This window comes from Streptomyces sp. NPDC017520, from assembly GCF_044329855.1.
Lineage (GTDB): Bacteria > Actinomycetota > Actinomycetes > Streptomycetales > Streptomycetaceae > Streptomyces.
The window spans coordinates 46,866-65,612 of the sequence record NZ_JBIRKB010000010.1 but is presented as its reverse complement, the minus strand read 5'-3'; the positions used below and the strand labels follow the sequence as shown (position 1 = coordinate 65,612).

The following is an 18,747-nucleotide window of genomic DNA, read 5'->3' as shown; positions in this document are numbered from 1 at the left end:
GCTGTCACTTGCCCTTCCGGCGGAAGAGGTAGCCGCCGCAGCCGAGGCCGATCAGGAACATGGCCAGCAGTGCGAACCACAGGGGCATCGTCACTTCGGGGATCAGCACCCGGATAGTGACGTCGTTCGTGTTCACACAGATGAACACGATAACGAGCACGACCACCACGGCGACCACGATGCGCCCCGGAGTGAGCCACCCCGTGCCGCGCCCGCTGCCGCTCGATACGTCCTTGGGGCTCATGGCCCGCCCTTCCGCTCGCTTCTCGCCGTCCGGCCCGCCCGTCGTGCACGCGACCGCCCCCCGGGGTCCCAGCATGTCCGGCTGCCGGGTTCGGGGGGCGGTGCTGTACGGCCGTTCGGGTGAACGGGGTGGTGGCCGTCAGCCGGCCGGGACGACCGGGAGTTCCAGTACGCCGGTGTCCTCGGGGGCGTGGACGACGGTGACGGGCTTGACGCCCCGGTTGCCGAAGTAGGCGGTGTCGCTGGCGGCGATCACGAACTCCAGCCGGTGTCCCTTCTCGTACCGGTGGACGATGCCGGGCAGCTCCACCGTGAAGGGCCGGGTGACGTCGGGGACCCGGACCGGGGAGACGAGCCGGTTCACCAGCGTACGGCTGCCGTCGGGGGCGACGTCGTAGACCTTGGCGAACAGGACGAGCTTGTCGGAGGCGTCGCCGCTGTTCTGGACCCTTTCCGCCTTCGGCGAGAGGACCTTCAGGGTGGCTCGCGGCGAGCCGACGACGTCGAGGGGCTCGGTGAGGGGTTCGCCGCGCCAGCCGAGGTAGGTGCCCCTGGTGTCGTACGGCTCGGGGTCGGGCAGTCCGATCAGCGGGGCGATGGAGCTCTCGGAGTGGCTCGTGGGCACGAGCCAGTTGGTGTACTGACGGCTGCCGCGCACCACCTTGGCGCGGTTGTCGACGAGTTTGCCGTCGCCGGAGAGGTACAGGGACCGGGAGAGGGCGGGAACGTCGGCGGCGGAGCCGTAGCCGCTGCGCCAGTCGCGGTAGTAGGAGAAGGCGGGCCCGGTGTCGGTGTCCGTCTTCCGGTGGAGGTAGCGGTCGAACCAGGCGAGGACCCGTTGTCCGACGTGGCTGGTCTCCAGGTTGCCCTGGCTCAGGTCGAGTTCGCCGGGAACCTGGCCGCCGCTGTGTCCCCAGGACTGCCAGATCATCTTCGTCTCGGTGCCCTGCGCCTTGAGCGTCCGGTAGGTGGCGGTGGCCTCGTTGAGGTTGAAGAGGCTGTCGGCCTGGCCCTGGACGATGAGCGTGGGCGCCTTGACCCGGTCGAGGTAGGAGACGGGCGAGACGCTGCGCGCGTAGGCGAGCAGCTCCTCGGTGCGGTCGGCGGGGTAGCGGCCGGAGTTGAGCAGCCGGATGGTCTCGCAGGCACGGGTGGCGAAGTGCAGGCAGTCCAGCCGGTTGATACGGGAGGGGTCCAGGCCCGGGTTGAGGAGCGGCTGGCCCTCGCCGATCAGGTAGAAGCCGTTGGTCCACTGCCACTTGAAGACGCCGGGGGTGTCGGAGGTGACGCCGGTGCGCGCCCCGGTGTTGTTGGGGGCCAGTGCGTAGCCGAGGTCGTTCCAGGTGATCAGCGGGACGAGGGCGTCCACCCGGGGGTCGACCGCGGCGGTCGCCAGCTGGATCGCGCCGCCGTAGGAGCCGCCGATCATGCCGACCCGCGGGTCGCCGTCGGCGTCCCTCGTGACGAAGTCGGCCTCGGTTCCGTCGTCGGCCGCCCGGACTCCCCCGAGGAAGTCCAGGAGTTCGCTCGCCGCCTTTCCGTCGATGGCCGGGTCGTCGAGAGTGATCAGGCAGCCGGACCCGCCGAAGCCGAGGCCCGAGTAGACGAGCCCGACGTAGCCGCGCTCGGCGAAGGCCTTCCCGATGGTGTCGGTGGAACCGTCGGACTTGCTGCCGCCGAAGCCGTTGGTGGCGAGGACCGCGGGGGCGGGACTGTCCGCGTCGGCCCCGGCGGGCCGGTAGAGGTCGGCGTCCACCGTGCAGGTGCGGTCGCCCGCCTCGACGGTGAACTCCAGGGGGGTGACGGTGTACGGGCCGGCCTCGGCGTGGGCCGGGCCGGCGAGGGCGAGGGGGGCGACGAGGGCCGCCCCGGCGACCGCCACGAGCGGGCCGCGCACTCTGGAAACAGCACCTGACACGAAGACCTCCACACCGAGGACACCTTACCGACCGGTAAGTACTGGGCCGCGCTCATGCTGTGACACAGCTCATAGCCGTGTCAACGTATTGGTCAGCGGTTCTTGACGGATGTTCACGTCTCGCGGGAGAACGCGCACATCCTCGCGCCCGCGCGGACAGCGGCGCGGACAGCGGCGCGGACAGCGGCGCGCGCGAACGGCGGCGCGGGCGCGGACAGCGGCGGACGGGCCGAGGGGGTTCAGCGCAGGGCGGGGGTCTCGACCGTCAGCGTGCAACGGCCGCCGCCCGCCGGGGCGTCGAGCACGGCGAGAACGCCCAGGGGGATCGTCAGCGCGGTGGGACCATGGCCAAATCCCAGCTCCTCGACCACGGGTATGCCCAGCGGGCCGAGCCGGTCGGCGAGGACGGCGCGGATCTTCTCGTACGGGCCGCACTCCTGCCAGGAGCCGCAGGCCACCCCGGCGACTCCGTCGAGGGCTCCGGACCGCAGGAGCCGGGTGAGGATGCCGTCCAGCCGGTAGGGCTCCTCCCCGGTGTCCTCGATCACCAGCAGTCCGCCCCGGGCGTGGGCCCGGCCGCCCGGGGCACCGGTTCCGGCGGCGAGCAGGCTGACGCAACCGCCGTACAGGACGCCCCGCGCCCGGCCGGGGACCAGGGCCCCGGCCGACTCCAGGCCGAGGGTGGTGACGGTCTCCGGGGCGAAGAGCGTGGCGCGCAGGTGCTCGCGGGTCGCCGCGTCCCCGAGGAAGGTCTCGGTGGCGATCATCGGCCCGTGCAGGGTCGCGAACCCGGCGCGCAGGGCGAACGCCTCGTGCAGCACGGTGATGTCGCTGTAGCCGACGAACACCTTGGGCCCGGCGGCCCGGACCGCCGCCCAGTCGACCAGGTCGACCATCCGGTGGGCGCCGTACCCTCCCCGGGCGCAGAGCACGGCCTCCACGGCGGGGTCGCACCACGCCTGTTCGAGGTCCTTTGCACGGCCCGCGTCCGACCCGGCGAGGTAGTCCAACTCCGGGTGGATGGTACGGACATGGGCACCGACGACGGGTTCGAGTCCCCAGTCGCGCAGGACGGCGAGGCCCTCCTCCAGCCGGTCGGCGGGGACGGGGCCGCTGGGCGCGACGACGGCGACCCGGGAGCCCGGGCGCAGCCGGTGCGGCCGGGCGAGAGGCATCGCCGGGCCGTGGTCCGCGCGGGTCACGTGGTCAGCTCCAGGGGCGGCACGTCGGGACGGTCGATACCGAACGTCTGCGCGTAGAGGGAGAGTTCGGCCTCCAGCGCGCGGACCAGGGTCTCCACCCGCCGGAAGCCGTGCCCCTCCCCCTCGAAGGCGAGGTAGGCGTGGGCGACGCCCCGGCCGGCGAGGGCGGCGAGGAACCGCTCGCACTGGGCGGGCGGGCAGATCACGTCGTCCAGGCCCTGGAGCAGCAGGAACGGGGTGTTCAGCCGGTCGGTGCGGTTGATCGGAGAACGTTCCCGGTAGCGCTCGGGCACCTCGGCGTACGGTCCGACGAGGGACTCCAGATACTGCGACTCGAAGTCGTGGGTCTCGTCCGTGGCCCACCCCTGGAGATCCAGGATCGGATAGAGGATCGTCCCGCAGGCGTAGATGTCGGTGCTGGTCAGCGATGCGGCGGTGGTCCAGCCGCCCGCGCTGCCGCCCCGGATCGCGAGCTTGTCCGGGTCGGCGGCGCCCTCCTCGACGAGGGCCGAGGCGACGGCCGCGCAGTCGGCCACGTCGACCACGCCCCACTGGCCGCGCAGGAGTTCGCGGTAGGCGCGGCCGTAGCCGGTCGAGCCGCCGTAGTTGACCTCGGCCACCCCGATGCCGCGCGAGGTGAAGTAGGCGATCTCCAGGTCGAGGACGAGCGGGGCGTGGCCGGTGGGCCCGCCGTGCGCCCACACGACGTACGGGGGCTTCTCGCCCTCGGGGCCGGTGCGGTCGGGACTGCGGGGCGGGTAGACGTGGGCGTGGATCTCGCGGCCGTCGGGGCCGGTGAAGGTGCGGTCCTCGGGCACCGGGTAGTACGCGGGGTCGACCGCGTCCCGGTGGGGTGCGCCGATGACGCGGGTGTGCCCGGTCGCGGTGTCCAGCTCGACGATCTCGGGGCCGCTGCGGGGGCTCGCCGCGACGCCGACGACCCGGCTGCCGTGGACGGCGAGCGTGTCGGCCCAGGCGGTCCAGGGGCCCGGCACGTCGGCGAGTTCGCCGGTCTCCGGGTCGAGGATGCCGAGCCGCATGCCGCCCCTGCCGTGCAGGACGGCGATCAGCCCGTTGTCCAGCGGATGGAACCAGCGCAGCCCGATCTTCCAGAGGGCTCCGCCGAACTCCTCGCCCCGGGGCGGCAGAAGGCGGCTGCTGGGGACCGCGCCGCCGGGAGGCGCGTCGGGGCGGATGCGCTGAAGTTCCCACCAGTCGGCGAGGTCGGAGACGAACAGGAGGCTGCCGTCGCGGTCCCACTCCACCTGGCAGACCGATTCGTCGAGGTCGCCGACGAGAGGCCGTACGCCGGTGAACCCACCCGTTCCGTCGATGTCCGCCAGCATGACCACCGTGCCGTCCCACGGCATCCGGGGGTGGTCCCAGGCGATCCAGGCCGCCCGCCGCCCGTCGTGGGAGACCTTGGGGCCGGTGACGAACCGGTGCCGGTCGTCGGAGAGTTCACGGACCGCCGCCCGGTCGTCGGCCGCCGAGCCGTCGAGCGGCACGGCGGCGACGACGCGCCGTACGTCGGTGGGCGCGGGCCCGGTGAACTCCTCCAGCACGCACCAGACCTCGCCCGCCGCCCCGTGCTCCGGGCGCACCTGCGGGTCCACCCAGCGCAGCCCGCCGCCGACGTCCGAGACGGGGGTGAGCGGCCACGGCCCGTCGGGCCCGTCGGGGGCGTAGGCGTACAGCCGCTGGTCGGGGAAGTGGACGAACACCACGAGGAGTTCGCCGTTCTCGCGCACGGTGCCCGCCCAGGGCTGTCCGCCGTACTCGATCACCCGGCTGCGGATGTTCCAGGGGGCGGGCAGCACGGGGGCGGTGGTGCCGTCGGCGCGGCGGCGCATCAAGGCGCGCCGACCGCCCTCGGCGGGGCGCGGCTCGGTCCACCACACCTCGTCCCCGATGGTGCCGAGGTGGTCGGGGCGGCCGTCGCGCGAGGCGGCGAGTGCCGCGTCGACGGGCGACGGCCAGGTTCCGTACGGGGCTGCTGGCACGGTGTTCACGTAGGTCGGTCCCCCCGGGGCGCGGATCGGGTCGGCAGGCGGTCAGGCGGTGCGCAGGTAGTGGTCGAGCACGCGGACGCCGAAGTGGAGGGCGTCGACGGGGACGCGCTCGTCGACGCCGTGGAAGAGCCGCTGGTAGTCGAAGCCGACGGGCAGCTTCAGCGGGGTGAAGCCGTAGCCGGTGATGCCGAGGCGGGAGAACTGCTTGGCGTCGGTGCCGCCCGACATGCAGTACGGGACGGTGTGCGCGTCCGGGTCGAACCGCTCGACGGCGGCGCGCAGCTTGGCGTACGTCGGGGAGTCCACGGGGGCCTCCAGGGCCGTCTCGCGGTGGTAGAACTCCCAGGAGACCGACGGGCCGGTGAGCCGGTCCAGGGTCGCGTGGAACTCGTCGTCGCCGCCGGGGACCATGCGCCCGTCGATGAAGGCGGCGGCGTGGCCGGGGATGACGTTGACCTTGTAACCGGCGTCCAGCATGGTCGGGTTGCTGCTGTTGCGGACGGTGTTCTCGACCAGGGACGCGGCCGGGCCGAGCTTGCCGAGGAGTTGGGCGACGTCGAAGCCGGGGTCGTCCAGGTCGGCGGTGATGCCGTGCAGGGCGGCGATCTCGGTGATCGCGGCACGGACGGTCGGGGTGAGGCGGATGGGCCACTCGTGCTCGCCGATCCGGGCGACGGCGGCGGCCAGGGTGCTCACCGCGTTCTCCCGGTTGACCTTGGAGCCGTGCCCGGCCCGGCCCTCGGCGGTCAGCTTCAGCCAGCCGGTGCCGCGCTCGCCCGCGGCAATCGGGTACAGCGAGAGACCGTGGCCCGCGTGGAAGGTGAAGGCGCCCGACTCGCTGATGCCCTCCGTGCAGCCCTCGAACAGCTCCGGGTGCTGATCGGCGAGGAAGCCGGAGCCGTCGGCGGCGCTGTCCTCCTCGTCGGCGGTGTACGCGATGACGATGTCGCGCCGGGGGCGGAAGCCCTCGCGGGCCCAGCCCCGTACGACGGAGAGGACCATCGCGTCCATGTTCTTCATGTCGACGGCGCCCCTCCCCCACACGACTCCGTCGCTCACCTCGCCGGAGAAGGGGTGCACACTCCAGTCGGCGGGCTCGGCGGGCACCACGTCGAGGTGGCCGTGGACGAGCAGCGCGTCGGCCGACGGGTCGGTGCCGGGGATCCGGGCGACCACGTTGGTCCGGCCGGGGGTCCGCTCCAGCAGCGTCGGCTCGATCCCGGCGCCGGAGAGCCGTTCCGCGACGTACTCGGCGGCCGGCCGCTCCCGGCAGTCGCCGCCGCCCCGGTTGGTGGTGTCGATGCGGATGAGTTCGGAGGTGAACGTCACCACCTCGTCGAGCGCCTGCCGGTCCACGGGTCCGAGCAGGTCGGGGGTGTCAGCCATACTGTTCCTCCACAGCGGCCGACACGATCGTCGTCACCGCCTTGAACGTGCGAATTCCTTCGTACATCGTCGCGCTGGTGTACGCCACACGCCTCTCCCCGCTCGGCGCCACGCCGGGGACCACGGTCGCGGCCGCCGCCAGATGTTCGGCGTCGAACTCCAGCTCGATGGTGAACGTCTTCCCGGTGACGGGATCCCGTCGCCCCGCGAGCCCGGTGGCCGTCTTCGCCGCCGCCCTGATGTCGGCGGCGGTACGGGCGGGGGTGCGGCACACCGCGGCGTAGCGGGAGACGTAGTCCTTGACGGCGACCTTCCGGGCGTCGGGGGCGTATCCCTCGGCGTCCACGCAGGTCAGGTCGTCGCCGGTGACGAGGACGACGGGCACGCCGTACTCGGCGGCGACATGTGCGTTGAGCAGCCCCTCGCTCGCGCGGACGCCGCCCAGCCAGACGCCGGTGATGGAGTTGGCGAGGTAGGTGTGGGCGAGGACGCCCTCCGTGCCGGCTCCGGTGTGGTAGCCGACGAAGGCGACCGCGTCCACGTCGCCGTGCTGGATGCCCTCGACCATGGACAGCGACTTGTGCTTGCCGGTGAGCATCTGGACGCGTTCGTCCAGGTGCTCCAGCAGCAGGTTGCGCATCGACCAGTGGGCCTCGTTGACCAGGACCTCGTCGGCGCCGCCGTCGTAGAAGCCGAGCGCGGCCGCGTTCACGTCGGAGGTGAACATCGACCGGCAGCGTTCCCACTGCGGCGTCCCCGGCAGCACGTCGGCCGGCCAGGTCACTCCGGTGGCGCCTTCCATGTCCGCGCTGATGAGGATCTTCATGCCGCCACACCGTACGCGCCGTGAGCGGCGCGGGCCAGGGAGGGGCGGTCCGTCAGAGGTCCAGTCCGCCGAAGGTCCCTCCAGCGGTCCTGCCGGTGCGCCCGCCGGCGCTCACGTCGTTGCTCCCGCCGGTGGCCCTCGTCGGGCGCCCGGGGCCCGGACCGGCCCCACCGGGGATCTGGAGCGCCGGTCGTCCGCGGACCGTGCGGGCCCCTGACGCCCCGCATGCCCGTAACCCCCGCGTACTGAAGACTGAAAGGGGCCTGACGACTCACGCCCCCCGGCGTCACGTGCGAGAAGGGCGAGGAACCAGTATGTGCGCGAAGCAGGACGACGCGGGTGCCCCGCCGCACCACGGGTCCGGCGCGGAACGGGACACGGACCGCTCGGACCGCTTCGAGGTCGACGAGGAGGTCCAGCACGCCCTGGACCGGCTCACGCTGCTCATCAACGCGGCAGAGGCCCTTTCCAGCACGCTCGAAGTGGACCAGGGGCTCCGTCGACTCTGCCGCACGCTCGTCCCCGGCCTCGCCGACTGGTGCGCGGTCGATCTGCTGGACGACCGCGGACGGCTGCGCAGGACCGTCGTCGAGCACCGGGACGCCGATGTGACGTCCCCCGGCCTGGACGAGGGACTGCTGCCTCCGGCCGAAGGGTCGGCGGCCTCCGTGGCCCGGGCGCTGCTCGGTGTGGGTCCCGTACTCCTCACGGACTTTCCCCCGCCGAAGGACGAGGACGACCCCCTGTGCCTCCGGGAGAAGCAGCTTTTCGAGCGGCTCGCGGCCGATACGGCGGTCGTCGCCCCGCTGAGAGCCCGGCGGCAGGTGTTCGGCGTGCTGACCCTGGCCCGCACCCGCAGGGAAGCCCGGCTGACCGAGGACACCCTCTCCCTCGTCGAGGACCTCGCGCACCGCGTGGCGCTGGCCGTCGACAACGCGCGCCTGCACGCCGAGGCCCAGCACACGGCCGAGCGGTTGCAGCGTTCCCTGCTGCCCGAGCTGCCCACGGACGGGCCGCTCGAAGTGGCCGCCCGGTATCAGCCCGCGAGCACCACCGCGCGCGTCGGCGGCGACTGGTACGACGCCTTCGTGCTGCCGGACGGAGCGATGACACTGATCATCGGTGACATCGCGGGGCACGACCTGCGGGCCGCGGTCATGATGAGCCAGACCCGCAACATGCTGCGCGGCATCGCCTGCGACCGCAAGGAACCGCCCGGCAAGATCCTCGCCCGGCTGGACGCGGCCCATCACATCCTCTATCCCCAGCAGACGCTGACCTGCGTCTACGCGCTGGTCGAACGGCTGAGCGCGGACGAGCCGTGGCTGCTGCACTACGCGGTCGCGGGCCATCCCGCCCCCTTGCTCGTGACGCACGACGGGGAGACCCGCTTCCTCACCGGTGGCCGCAGCGTCATGCTCGGGGTGGAGCCGGAGGTCCATCGCCCCGCCACGACCGACACCCTGCCGCCCGACTCGACCGTGCTGCTCTACACGGACGGCCTCGTCGAACGGCGCGAGGAGGACCTGGGCCGGGGGCTGGCGCGCCTGCGGCAGCACGCGGCGGCCCTGGCCCGCGAGCCGCTCACGACGTTCTGCGACGAGATCCTCGAAGGCATGGCCGGAGGCGGCTCGGACGACGTCGCCCTGATCGCGGTCAGAACGGCACCCCCGCATGCCGGCCCCGCAGTGGCCACCGCCTGAGCAGCCGGGTCCGCCGCGGACCGCAGCACCATTCGACTTGCCTGGGCAACGCATCCTTGTTGCCCAGGCAAGTCGCCCACCGGCGACGAGATCCCCGGCACAAGCACCGCTGTCTCCGACGGTGTCGCCGAGGTGAGGATCGACACCAGCGCAGCGCCGCCCGCTGGTTCACCTCCGACACCTGCACCACCACCATCGCGGCGGACGAGGAGAACTTCCTCGCCGCTCCCGGACCCGCTTCCCCTACGCGACCAGAAGCCCGGTCCTCGGCCCGTGAGCGCCCCGAAACTCCCCCGTCACACCGGCCGCACGCGAGGGTAACGGCGGCTGCCTAGCGTCGCCCGCCATGGACACCCGCATACAGCTCGCCGAACCGGCCCCACCGGACCCCGCACCGCCCACCGCACCGGACACCGGTCAGGCGGTGCGGGAGACCCTGGAGGACTACACCCTCCGTTTCGCGCCGCGCAGTTACCGCCGCTGGACCCCGATGGTCGTGGCGACCACCGCGCTGGGCGGCATCGCGTACATGGCCGACTTCTCCATCGGCGCCGGCATCGCGATGGCCCACGGCACCGGCAACGCGCTGGTCGCGATCACCGTCGCCGCGGCCCTGATCTTCGTCACCGGCTTCCCGCTCGCCTACTACGCCGCCCGCTACAACATCGACCTGGACCTGATCACCCGGGGCTCCGGCTTCGGCTACTACGGCTCGGTCCTCACCGGCGTCATCTTCGCCAGCTTCACCGTCATCTTCTTCGCCCTCGAAGGCGCGATCATGGCACAGGGCCTCAAGCTCGGCTTCGGGCTGCCGCTGTGGCTGGGCTACGCCGTCTCCACGCTCATGGTCATCCCGCTCGTCATCTACGGCATGAAGGCGCTCAGCAAGCTCCAGGTGTGGACCACCCCGATCTGGCTGCTGCTGATGGTCGGGCCGCTGGTCTACCTGGTCGTCACCGAACCGGGCACCGTCGACAGCTTCCTCGCCTACGCGGGCACCGACGGCGAAGGCGGGGTCAACACCGCGTCCGTGCTCCTCGGGGCGGGCGTCTGCCTCTCCCTCATCGCGCAGATCGGCGAGCAGATCGACTACCTGCGCTTCATGCCGCCGAAGACCGGGGCGAACAGGCGCGGTTGGTGGACGGCGGTGGTCATGGCCGGTCCCGGCTGGGTGGTCCTCGGCGCGCTCAAGCAGGCCATCGGCGTCTTTCTCGCCGTCTACATCCTCGCCGAGGTGGGACCGGCCGCGGCGACCGAGCCGATCCAGCAGTTCCGCGGGGCGTTCGACGCGATGATGCCGTCCTGGCTGGTGGTCCCGCTGGCCGTGATCCTGGTCGTCATCAGCCAGATCAAGATCAATGTGACGAACGCCTACTCCGGTTCGCTGGCGTGGACGAACTCCTTCACCCGCGTCACCAGGCACTACCCGGGCCGAATGGTCTTCGTCCTGGTCAACCTGGCGTTCGCGCTGGTGCTGATGGAGGCCGACATGTTCAGCTTCCTCAACAGCATCCTGGGCTTCTACTCGAACTGCGCCATCGCCTGGGTGGTCACCGTCGCCACCGACATCGGGATCAACAAGTACCTGCTGAAGCTGTCCCCGCACGCTCCCGAGTTCCGCCGGGGCATGCTCTACGCGGTCAACCCGGTCGGCGTGACCGCGTTCCTCGCCGCCTCCGGGCTGTCCATCGCGATGTACTTCCACGCCTTCGGGGACACGCTGCAGGCGTACTCCCCGGTCGCCGCCGTCGTGATCGCCTTCGTCCTCACCCCGGTCATGGCGGTCGTCACCCGGGGCAGGTACTACCTGCGCCGGAGCGACGACGGCATCCCGGCGCCGCTGCTGGACGCCGAGGGCAACCCGAGCGCGATCGTCTACGACTGCCACGTCTGCCGCCAGTCGTACGAACGCCCCGACCTGGCGGCCTGCCCGGCGCACGAGGCCATGGTCTGCTCGCTGTGCCTGAGCACGGACAAGGCCGGCGAGCACGTCCTGCCGGCCTCGCCGGCGGTACGGCCCGCGCCGGCCGTACCGCCCTCGCGCGCTTGACCGCCCTCGCGCGCCTGACCGCCCTCGCGCGCCTGACCGCCGTCGCGCGCCTGACCGCCGTCAGCCCGTCTTCGCGTCCCGCAGCAGCTCCTCGATCCGGGACAGCTCGTCCTCGGTGAAGTCCAGGTTCCGGACGGCCTCGACGCTGTTCTCCAGCTGGGCGACGCTGCTCGCGCCGACGACGGCGGAGGTGAGCCGGCCGCCGCGCAGCACCCACGCCAGGGCCAGCTGCGCGAGCGACTGGCCGCGCTCCTTCGCCAGGGCGTCCAGCGCGCGCAGCCGCTCCACCAGCTGCGGGGTGACGGCGTCGGCGCTCAGGAAGGGGCTGGCGCCCGCCGCCCGGGACCCGGCCGGAATGCCGTTCAGATAGCGGTCGGTCAGAATCCCCTGCTCCAGCGGCGAGTACGCGATGGACCCGGCGCCCAGCTCGTCGAGGACGTCCGGCAGCCCGTCGTCCTCGATCCGGCGGTCCAGCATCGAGTAGCGGGGCTGGTGGATGAGGAGCGGGGTGCCGAGGCCCTGGAGGATCGCGGCGGCCTCGCGGGTCTGCGCGGCGGAGTAGTTGGACAGACCGACGTACAGCGCCTTGCCCTGCCGTACGGCGGTGTCGAGCGCGCCCATCGTCTCTTCGAGGGGAGTCCCGGGGTCCGGCCGGTGGGAGTAGAAGATGTCGACATATTCGACACCCAGGCGCTTCAGGCTCTGGTCGAGGGACGAGCGCAGGTACTTGCGCGAGCCCCACTCCCCGTAAGGCCCGTCCCACATGTGGTAGCCGGCCTTGGTGGAGATGACGATCTCGTCGCGCAGACGGGCGAAGTCGGTCGCCAGGGCGCGGCCCAGGGTGAGTTCGGCGGAGCCGGGCGGCGGGCCGTAGTTGTTGGCCAGGTCGAAGTGGGTGATGCCGAGGTCGAAGGCGCGGCGCAGGATGGCGCCCTGCGTCTCGGGCGTCCGGTCGCCTCCGAAGTTGTGCCAGAGGCCGAGGGAGAGCGCGGGCAGCTTCAGACCGCTGCGTCCGGTGCGCCGGTAGGGCATGGCGGAGTAGCGGTCGGCGGACGGCAGGTACATACGGGCTCCGCGGGAGGGGTACGGGGGTGGCGCACCGGGATCGGCGCGCACCCGGCCCAGGCTTCCGCAGATCGATCCAGCAGTCCAACAGGAGATTCCGCTCGCATTCATCGCCTAGATTGCTCATTCATGGAACTGCGTCAGCTGGAGCACTTCGTCGCCGTCGCCGAGGAGCAGCACTTCACCCGTGCCGCCGAGCGCCTCGCCGTGTCGCAGTCCGGGCTCTCCGCCTCCGTACGGGCGCTGGAGCAGGAGCTGCGGACCCCGTTGTTCAGCCGCACCACGCGCACGGTCCGGCTCACCGAGGCCGGGCGGGCGCTGCTGGTGGAGGCGGAGCGCACGCTGGCGGGCGCGCGGGCGGCGCGGGACGCGGTCGACGCCGTCCGGGGGCTGCTGCGCGGGACGCTGACGGTGGGGGTCGAGCAGTGCGTGGCGGGGGTGAGCCCGGCGCGGCTGCTGGCGGCGTTCCACCGGGAGCATCCGCAGCTGGAGCTGAGGCTGCGACAGGAGGGCACGAGCAGCCTGCTGGACGGGGTGGCGGGCGGGCGCCTCGACCTGGCGTTCGCCGCGACGGTGAGCCCGGCGGAGTGGCGCGGGGAGCTGGTGCCGCTGGCCCGGGAGCCGATGGTGCTGCTGTGCGCGGCGGGGCACGCGTTCGCCGGGCGGCCGGAGGTCGGGTGGGAGGAGCTGCCGGGGTCGTCGTTCATCGACTTCCATCCGGACTGGGGCCCCCGGCGGGCCGCCGACGGGGCGTTCGCGGCGGCGGGGGTGCGCCGGACGGTGGGCCTGGAGGTCAACGATGTGCACAGCCTGCTGGAGCTGGTGCAGGAGGGGCTGGGGATCGCGGTGGTGCCGCACCACTTCTCCCGCAAGCCGGAGGCGGCCCGGCTGGTCGCCGTGGAGCTGGCGGGCGCCCGCCGGCCGGTGTACGAGAGCGTGGTGGTGCTTCCGGCGGCGCGGAGCCTGAGCCCGGGGGCGCGGGCGCTGATGCGGCTGGTGCGGGAGGACCCGCTGCGGGAGCGGGCGACGGGCTGAGCGCCCGGAGCCTCACCGGCCCCGGGCGCCCGGCCCGCTCCCGTACGCCTCGGGCCCGTACGCCTCGGGCCCGTACGCCTCGGGCCCGTACGCCTCGGGCCCGTACGGCTCAGTCCTCGTGGCCCAGTTGGAGGTCGCGTTCGGTACGGCCGCCGCCCGCGACCTGGAGAACAGTGGCGACCGGCGGGTATCCGGCGGCGATCACGGTGTACTCGCCGGACGACAGGTCGACGAACCGGAACGATCCGTCGTGTCCGGTGGTGAGCGTGTCCACCACGTTGCCCGCCGCGTCGAGCAGGGTGACCCGGGCGTCCTCGACGGGGCGTCCGCCGGTGGCCCGGACGGTGCCGCGCAGGACGGCCCCGCCCGCCAGCTCGATGTCCTGCCGGGTCTCCCGGGCGGCCTGCACGCTGACCGGGAGGGCGGCCGGGCGGAAGGCAGGGGCGCTGGCGGCGAGGGTGTACTCGCCGGCGACCAGTTCGCCGATGGCATAGCCGCCCTCGTGACCGGAACGGGTGGAGGCGACGACCTCGCCGCGTACGTCGGTCAGGGTGACGGCGGCGTCGCGTACGGGGGCCCCGTCGGGGGTGAGGACGGATCCGGCGAGGCGTCCGGCGCCGCCGAGCACCACGTCCAGTTCGACGGGACGCTCGCCCACGGTGACGCTGACGGCCTGCGGCTGGTGTCCGCCCGCGGCGGCGATCAGGACGTAGGAGCCGGCGCCGGGGACGCTCAGCGCGTACCGCCCGTCCTCGCCGCTGGCCCCGCGCCCGACCTGCCGCCCCTGGACGTCGATGAGGGTGAGGGCGGCGCGGGGGACGGTGGTGCCGTCGGGGTGCTGGACGCTCCCGTGGACCGGGACGCCGGAGAGGTAACCGGAGGCGGGCCGGACGGAGTCGGCGCGGGCGGCGGGAATCGGGGAGGTCATGGCCTCGGCGGCGGCTTCGGGGCTGTGGTGGGACACCAGCGGTTTCTCCTTGAGGAAGAAGGCGAGGACCAGGCCGAGCACGAGCACCGGCACGAGGTACAGGAAGATGCGCGGCATCGCGTCGACGTACGCCTGGATGTAGGCGTCGCGCAGCGCGGGCTCCATCGCGTGGACGATCTGCGGGGTGACCGACTCGGGATCGGGCAGCTCCGCGCCGGCGGGCAGGCGCGCCCCGAGCGCGTCGGAGAGCCGCCCGGCGAACAGCGTGCCGAAGATCGCCGCGCCGACGCTGCCGCCGATCTGCCGGAAGTAGTTGTTGGCACTGGTCGCGGTGCCGAGGTCCGAGGGGCGTACGGAGTTCTGTACGGCGAGCACGAGGACGGACATGACCAGTCCGATGCCGGTGCCGAGGACGGCCTGGTAGAAGCTGTACGCCAGGGGGGAGGTGTCCGCCTCCAGCAGGGACAGCAGCCACATGCCGACCACCGAGACGGCGCTGCCGATGATCGGGTAGATCCGGTAGCGGCCGGTGCGGGTGATGAGCTGGCCGGAGACGATGGAACCGCCGACGATGCCCATCATCATCGGGAGCATCAGCAGCCCGGACTCGGTGGCGCTGACCCCGTCGACCATCTGGAGGTAGGTCGGGAGGTAGCTGGCCGCCCCGAACAGCGCGACGCCGACGACCGCGCCGACCAGACCGGTGACGTTGAAGACGGAGTCGCGGAACAGCCGCAGCGGAATGATCGGTTCTGCGGCCCGGTGTTCGGCGGCGACGAAGAGCACCGTCGTGACGACCGCGCCGGCCGCGAGCCCCAGGATGGTGCGTGAGCCCCAGGCGTACTCGGTGCCGCCCCAGCTGGTGACCAGCACCAGACAGGTGGAGGCGACGGCCAGGAGCACCGCGCCCAGGACGTCGAGCCGGGGGCGGACGGCGGGTTTGGGCAGTTTGAGGACGACGGCGATGACGGCCAGGGTGACCAGTCCGAAGGGGACGTTGATGTAGAAGCACCAGCGCCAGGAGACGTGGTCGGTGAAGAACCCGCCCAGCAGCGGGCCGGCGACCGAGGCGAGACCGAAGACCGCGCCGATGAGGCCCATGTAGCGGCCGCGCTCCCGGGCCGGAACGATGTCCGCGATGATCGCCTGGACGCCGATCATGAGACCGCCGCCGCCGATGCCCTGGAGGGCGCGGAAGGCGATCAGCTCGTCCATGGTGCGCGACCAGCCCGCGAGGGCGGAGCCGATGACGAAGACCACGATGGCGAACTGGAAGACGCCCTTGCGGCCGAAGAGGTCGCCGAGCTTGCCGTAGAGCGGCAGGACGATGGTGGAGGCGAGGAGGTAGGCGGTGACGGCCCAGGACATCTTCTCCAGGCCGCGCAGCTCACCGACGATTCTGGGCAGGGCGGTGGCGACGATCATCTGGTCGAGCGCCGCGAGCAGCAGGGTGAGCATCAGCCCGAGGAAGACCATGCGGACCTTGCGGGGGCTGATCTCCGCCGCGTCGGGGCCGGGCCCCGCCGGAGGGGGTGGCGGGGGCGGTGCGGCGGGCAGTTCGACCGTGGCCGCCGTGCCGTCCCGCGGCGTCGGGCCGTCCGGTCCCGGGCCCTCCGGCTCGTCCTTCACCAGCGTGATACCACCCACCACGTAACGCTCCCCTCGTCGCACCTGCGCCGCCCATTTCTCGCATCGCGCGGTAAGGCAGGGCAAACGTGACGAGGGGCGTACGCGGCGCGCACGGAGGGCTTATGCGCCGGTGGGAGGTGCTACGGCGCACAACCGGCCACCCCGGAAAACCACCCGTTCCGGTGAGGCCGGTCGTCCCGCGGAGGCCGGACCTGTCCGGCCTCCGGTGCGGCGGGGGAGTCGGAACCCCCCTGGCCGGTCGGTCTACTTCTCGACCTCGGTGGCGAGGTTCTGGAGCAGCTCGTCGTAGATCCGGCCGAGGCCCTTGGGCGCGAAGGTCCGCTCGAAGAACCCGCCGATGCCGCCCGCGCCGTCCCAGACCGTGGTCACGACGGCCTTGGACTTCCCCTCGCCGGCCGGGGTGACGGTCCACGTGGTGACCATGGAGGAGTTGCGGTCCTTCTCGACGAGCTGCCCGTCGGTCGGCTCGCTGACCTCCAGCAGGCAGTCGCGGACGCGCTTGCTGGTCGCCTGGAGCTTCCAGTGCACGAGGCTGCCCTCGCCGTCGCCGCCCTCCCGGACCTCGTACTCGCTGAAGTGCTCGGTCAGCACCTTCCCGCGGACGTCCTTGTAGTCGGCCAGCGCGTCGAACACCGCCTCTGCGTCCGCCGCGATGATCCGCTCCGTCGTGGCCTCGACCTGCGCCATGGCTGTTCCTCCAGCAGTCGGTTGTTCGGTGGGTGAGCTGAGCCAACCACCCCGGGCCCAGCCGCTCAAAATCACGCCCGGTCGCGACCGGTTCCGGTCCAGCGGGTGGCGGCAACCGACGCGGTGGCCGTACGACGGTGGTGCTTCGCCGTCCCGGGGCGGGTACCGAGCACGCGTCCTCGCTGTGGGTGGCCGGAGACCCGACTGTCGGCTCCGCGGCTCGCACGGCCGCGCCGTAGCCGTGGGTCGCGAAGCGGGGATGCCGATCCGGACCGGGGTCGTCAGCGGCGCCCCGGTCTCGCACCGTGTGCGACCGCTCGAGACCGGGGTACCCGGCTTCAGGGACGGCGGTCCCCGAGGACGCAGAACTCATTGCCCTCCGGGTCGGTGAGGACGGTCCAGCTCGCATCGCCCTGGCCGACGTCGGCGCGGCGGGCGCCCAGGCCGATCAGCCGGCGGACCTCGTCGTCCTGTTCCCGGTCGCTGGGACTGACGTCGATGTGGAGCCGGTTCTTGACGCCCTTGCCCTCGGGCACCCGCGCGAAGGTCAGCACCGGCGGCACGGGACCGGGGCGGTCCGCTCCCCCACGCGCCACGGGCGGGCCGATGGTGACGACGCCTTCCTCCGCGTCCCCGTCCCGCACCTCGTAGTCGAGGACCGAGCACCAGAACCGGGCGAGGCCGACGGGATCCGCGCAGTCGATCGCGAGCTCGGTGAACTTGCTGGCCATCGTCGGGCCCTCCCGGTCGGATACAGCGGTTCTGCCAGGGACCACATGCTAAGGGCCGCCACGGGGCCGCCTCGCACGATCAAGGGAACACATGTTCTATTCTGCGGGGAGTGCTACCGAGGAGGCGTCCATGCGCTGGGACAATCTGGTCGAGAAGAACTCGACGGCCGGGAACAGCGCGCTCTTCGCCGCGGACGCGGTGACCACGCGCACGTTCGACACCCCGGAATTCCAGGGGATCACCTTCCACGAGATCCGGGCCCGTTCGATCCTGAACCGGGTGCCCGGCGCCTCGCGGATGCCGTTCGAATGGACGGTGAACCCGTACCGGGGCTGTACGCACGCCTGTGTGTACTGCTTCGCCCGCAAGACCCACAGCTATCTGGACCTGGACACCGGCATCGGCTTCGACTCCCAGATCGTCGTCAAGGTCAACGCCGCCGAACTGCTCCAGCGGGAGCTGGCCTCCCGGCACTGGCGGGGCGAGCACGTCGCCATGGGCACGAACGTCGACTGCTACCAGCGGGCGGAGGGACGCTATCGACTCATGCCGGGCATCATCGCCGCCCTGCGCGACCGGGCGAACCCCTTCTCCATCCTCACCAAGGGCACGCTGATCCTGCGGGATCTGGAGCTGCTGCGGCAGGCCGCGGAGGTCGCCGAGGTAGGCGTCTCGGTCTCGGTGGGCTTCACCGACCGGGAGCTGTGGCGGACGGTCGAACCGGGCACCCCCTCCCCCGAACGCCGGCTGGACGTGGTGCGCGCGCTCACCGACGCGGGGATCGGCTGCTCGGTCCTGATGGCCCCGGTCATCCCTTTCCTGGGCGACCGCCCGGAGCAGCTGCGCGCCACCGTCGCCGCCATCGCGGACGCGGGGGCGGCCTCGGTGACCCCGCTGGTGCTGCATCTGCGCCCCGGCGCGCGCGAGTGGTACCTGCACTGGCTGGGGCAGCACCATCCGCAGCTGGTGGAGCGCTACGAGCGGATGTACGCGGACGGGGCGTACGCCCCCACCTGGTACCAGCGCCGGATCACACGTCAGGTGCACGAGCTGGCGGACGAGTTCGGGATCGGCCCGGCGCACCGGGGCGAGGCCCGGCGGATCGGCCCGGCTCCGGCACCGGCCGACGCACCGGAGCCGGGCCCCACCCAGCTGACCCTGATGTGAGATCCGTGGCGGAGCCCGGGGAGTCGCCCGCAGGGCCGATGGCGTGACCGTACGGGGCGACTCCGCGCGGAACAGGTCCTTCCGCGGGGGTATTCGGGGAGCATGCGGCGGGGACCGGTGATCCGGCGCCGCGTCCCGTCACC

14 protein-coding genes are annotated in these 18,747 nt (G+C 72.4%); 4 read left to right on the top strand and 10 right to left on the bottom strand.

The genetic code is table 11. From position 1 onward, the window contains the following. Positions 1–4 precede the first annotated feature (4 nt). The 6 genes from ACH4KB_RS23845 to ACH4KB_RS23820 form a co-directional block, all read right to left on the bottom strand. On the bottom strand, positions 5–244 hold the full coding sequence (locus tag ACH4KB_RS23845; protein WP_018955215.1) for a LapA family protein: 240 nt from the start codon (positions 242–244) through the stop codon (positions 5–7). 138 nt (positions 245–382) lie between these two features. Next, positions 383–2,140: a CocE/NonD family hydrolase gene (locus ACH4KB_RS23840; RefSeq protein WP_398067917.1), complete on the bottom strand. Its 1,758-nt coding sequence runs from the start codon at positions 2,138–2,140 to the stop codon at positions 383–385. Between the two features lie 260 nt (positions 2,141–2,400). Beyond that, a complete protein-coding gene (locus ACH4KB_RS23835) occupies positions 2,401–3,363 on the bottom strand; it encodes an LD-carboxypeptidase (protein ID WP_398067916.1) in 963 nt (320 codons plus the stop codon). Next, on the bottom strand, positions 3,360–5,375 hold the full coding sequence (locus tag ACH4KB_RS23830; protein ID WP_398067915.1) for a prolyl oligopeptidase family serine peptidase: 2,016 nt from the start codon (positions 5,373–5,375) through the stop codon (positions 3,360–3,362). Before ACH4KB_RS23830 ends, ACH4KB_RS23835 begins: the two co-directional genes overlap by 4 nt. 42 nt (positions 5,376–5,417) lie before the next feature. Continuing rightward, positions 5,418–6,761, bottom strand: coding sequence for a M20/M25/M40 family metallo-hydrolase (locus ACH4KB_RS23825; protein ID WP_398067914.1), 1,344 nt, complete (start codon positions 6,759–6,761; stop codon positions 5,418–5,420). Beyond that, a complete protein-coding gene (locus tag ACH4KB_RS23820; RefSeq protein WP_398067913.1) occupies positions 6,754–7,587 on the bottom strand; it encodes a M55 family metallopeptidase in 834 nt (277 codons plus the stop codon). Before ACH4KB_RS23820 ends, ACH4KB_RS23825 begins: the two co-directional genes overlap by 8 nt. Before the next feature lie 314 nt (positions 7,588–7,901). On the opposite strand from ACH4KB_RS23820, the gene ACH4KB_RS23815 reads away from it, so the two are divergent. Next, a complete protein-coding gene (locus ACH4KB_RS23815; protein WP_398067912.1) occupies positions 7,902–9,290 on the top strand; it encodes a PP2C family protein-serine/threonine phosphatase in 1,389 nt (462 codons plus the stop codon). Positions 9,291–9,636: 346 nt separating this feature from the next. Beyond that, positions 9,637–11,340 carry a purine-cytosine permease family protein gene (locus ACH4KB_RS23810; protein WP_398067911.1) on the top strand — a complete coding sequence of 568 codons (1,704 nt, stop codon included), beginning with the start codon at positions 9,637–9,639 and terminating at the stop codon, positions 11,338–11,340. 60 nt (positions 11,341–11,400) lie between these two features. Here ACH4KB_RS23810 and ACH4KB_RS23805 read toward each other — a convergent pair whose 3' ends face one another. Further along, a complete protein-coding gene (locus ACH4KB_RS23805) occupies positions 11,401–12,405 on the bottom strand; it encodes an aldo/keto reductase (protein WP_398067910.1) in 1,005 nt (334 codons plus the stop codon). A gap of 129 nt (positions 12,406–12,534) precedes the next feature. On the opposite strand from ACH4KB_RS23805, the gene ACH4KB_RS23800 reads away from it, so the two are divergent. Beyond that, positions 12,535–13,440, top strand: a complete 906-nt coding sequence (locus ACH4KB_RS23800; RefSeq protein ID WP_398067909.1) for a LysR family transcriptional regulator — start codon at positions 12,535–12,537, stop codon at positions 13,438–13,440. A 109-nt stretch (positions 13,441–13,549) separates the two neighbouring features. Here the strand turns inward: ACH4KB_RS23800 and ACH4KB_RS23795 are convergent, their stop codons facing one another. From ACH4KB_RS23795 to ACH4KB_RS23785, 3 genes are all read right to left on the bottom strand, one after another. Then, entirely contained in the window at positions 13,550–16,018 is a 2,469-nt protein-coding gene (locus ACH4KB_RS23795; RefSeq protein ID WP_398067908.1) for an MFS transporter, read from the bottom strand. A gap of 243 nt (positions 16,019–16,261) precedes the next feature. Then, on the bottom strand, positions 16,262–16,705 hold the full coding sequence (locus ACH4KB_RS23790; protein ID WP_398067907.1) for an SRPBCC family protein: 444 nt from the start codon (positions 16,703–16,705) through the stop codon (positions 16,262–16,264). A gap of 338 nt (positions 16,706–17,043) precedes the next feature. Continuing rightward, positions 17,044–17,436 carry a VOC family protein gene (locus tag ACH4KB_RS23785; protein ID WP_398067906.1) on the bottom strand — a complete coding sequence of 131 codons (393 nt, stop codon included), beginning with the start codon at positions 17,434–17,436 and terminating at the stop codon, positions 17,044–17,046. 130 nt (positions 17,437–17,566) lie between these two features. Here ACH4KB_RS23785 and ACH4KB_RS23780 point away from each other — a divergent pair, with 130 nt between their 5' ends. Continuing rightward, positions 17,567–18,604 (top strand): Rv2578c family radical SAM protein, encoded by a 1,038-nt coding sequence (locus ACH4KB_RS23780; RefSeq protein ID WP_398067905.1) that lies wholly within the window; start codon positions 17,567–17,569, stop codon positions 18,602–18,604. The last annotated feature ends 143 nt before the right edge of the window (positions 18,605–18,747 follow it).

Bases quoted from the DNA above. Each gene is read 5' to 3' on its own strand.
- ACH4KB_RS23845 (WP_018955215.1), bottom strand. From the start codon at position 244: ATGAGCCCCAAGGACGTATCGAGCGGCAGCGGGCGCGGCACGGGGTGG.
- ACH4KB_RS23825 (WP_398067914.1), bottom strand. From the start codon at position 6,761: ATGGCTGACACCCCCGACCTGCTCGGACCCGTGGACCGGCAGGCGCTC.
- ACH4KB_RS23820 (WP_398067913.1), bottom strand. From the start codon at position 7,587: ATGAAGATCCTCATCAGCGCGGACATGGAAGGCGCCACCGGAGTGACC.
- ACH4KB_RS23815 (WP_398067912.1), top strand. From the start codon at position 7,902: ATGTGCGCGAAGCAGGACGACGCGGGTGCCCCGCCGCACCACGGGTCC.
- ACH4KB_RS23810 (WP_398067911.1), top strand. From the start codon at position 9,637: ATGGACACCCGCATACAGCTCGCCGAACCGGCCCCACCGGACCCCGCA.
- ACH4KB_RS23805 (WP_398067910.1), bottom strand. From the start codon at position 12,405: ATGTACCTGCCGTCCGCCGACCGCTACTCCGCCATGCCCTACCGGCGC.
- ACH4KB_RS23800 (WP_398067909.1), top strand. From the start codon at position 12,535: ATGGAACTGCGTCAGCTGGAGCACTTCGTCGCCGTCGCCGAGGAGCAG.
- ACH4KB_RS23790 (WP_398067907.1), bottom strand. From the start codon at position 16,705: ATGGCGCAGGTCGAGGCCACGACGGAGCGGATCATCGCGGCGGACGCA.
- ACH4KB_RS23785 (WP_398067906.1), bottom strand. From the start codon at position 17,436: ATGGCCAGCAAGTTCACCGAGCTCGCGATCGACTGCGCGGATCCCGTC.
- ACH4KB_RS23780 (WP_398067905.1), top strand. From the start codon at position 17,567: ATGCGCTGGGACAATCTGGTCGAGAAGAACTCGACGGCCGGGAACAGC.